Raw genomic sequence first — 802 nt, forward strand, 5'->3', positions numbered from 1 at the left:
CGCCCAACCCGCGGCCCCCGGCGCCGCGGGCAGACCCGCCGTCTTCGGCAACGCCGCCGCGGCCGCCGCCGGAATCCGCCCCGGCGTGGTCCGGGACGGGCGGCTCTACCTGGCGGTCCCGCGCGAGGAGAAGGAGGACGCGAAGGCGGCGGCCCAGGCCCGCTGGAGCCCCGCCCTCGAACTCTGGCACGTGGACGCCGCCCGCTTCGCCGACCCGCAGAGCCCTGATCGCCACCGGATCACCCGCTGGCTGCCCTGAGTCTGGTCCAGGTCCTGGTTCCGGTCCCGGTCCCGGTCTCGGTCTCGGTCCTCGTCCCGGTCTCGGTCCTCGTCCCGGTCCCGGTTCAGCCGTTGGTAGCGTTCTGGCAGAGGCCGTCGATCGACGTGCCGTCCGCCACCATCGCCTGGGCGCTCGACTCCACCTCCGCGGCGTTGTTGTTCTCGGCAAGGTACTGCGTGAACGCGTGGACCAGGTCCTCGGCGTCGGTGGCCCCCTTCTGCAACGCAGCCCGGACGTTCGCGTGCTGCGCCAACGTCTCCGCGTACGCGAGGTCCGCCGCGGCGGTCTCGAGATCCTGAAGGTAAGCGCTCTCGGCGCTGGACATGTCGGCCGAACTTCCGGAGGCCTTCGCGGCATTAATCCGCTGGCTGTCGGCCGTGGCCTGGCTGTAGAGACCCTCACCCGCCCGCTCGTAGCTGATGCAGCCGGGATCCGCCGCCGTGGAGTGCGCGATCGCATAAACCCCGAAGGCGGACCCGGCCATGAACACCAGTGACAGCACGACCCCCACGATCCCCGCGG

Annotated in this window: 2 protein-coding genes; one reads left to right on the forward strand and one right to left on the reverse strand. The window is 71.9% G+C overall.

The features are described 5' to 3' along the window. Window positions 1-259, forward strand: a 259-nt coding sequence (locus tag KDL01_RS41510; RefSeq protein ID WP_212534209.1) for a DUF5710 domain-containing protein, incomplete at its 5' end; no start/stop codon positions are given. 85 nt (window positions 260-344) lie between these two features. On the opposite strand, the gene KDL01_RS41515 is transcribed toward KDL01_RS41510, so the two are convergent. Continuing rightward, window positions 345-802 (reverse strand): hypothetical protein (locus tag KDL01_RS41515; RefSeq protein WP_212534210.1); only part of this gene is annotated, 458 nt, incomplete at its 5' end.

This window comes from Actinospica durhamensis (genome assembly GCF_018139695.1).
In the GTDB taxonomy this organism is placed as follows: domain Bacteria; phylum Actinomycetota; class Actinomycetes; order Streptomycetales; family Catenulisporaceae; genus Actinospica; species Actinospica durhamensis.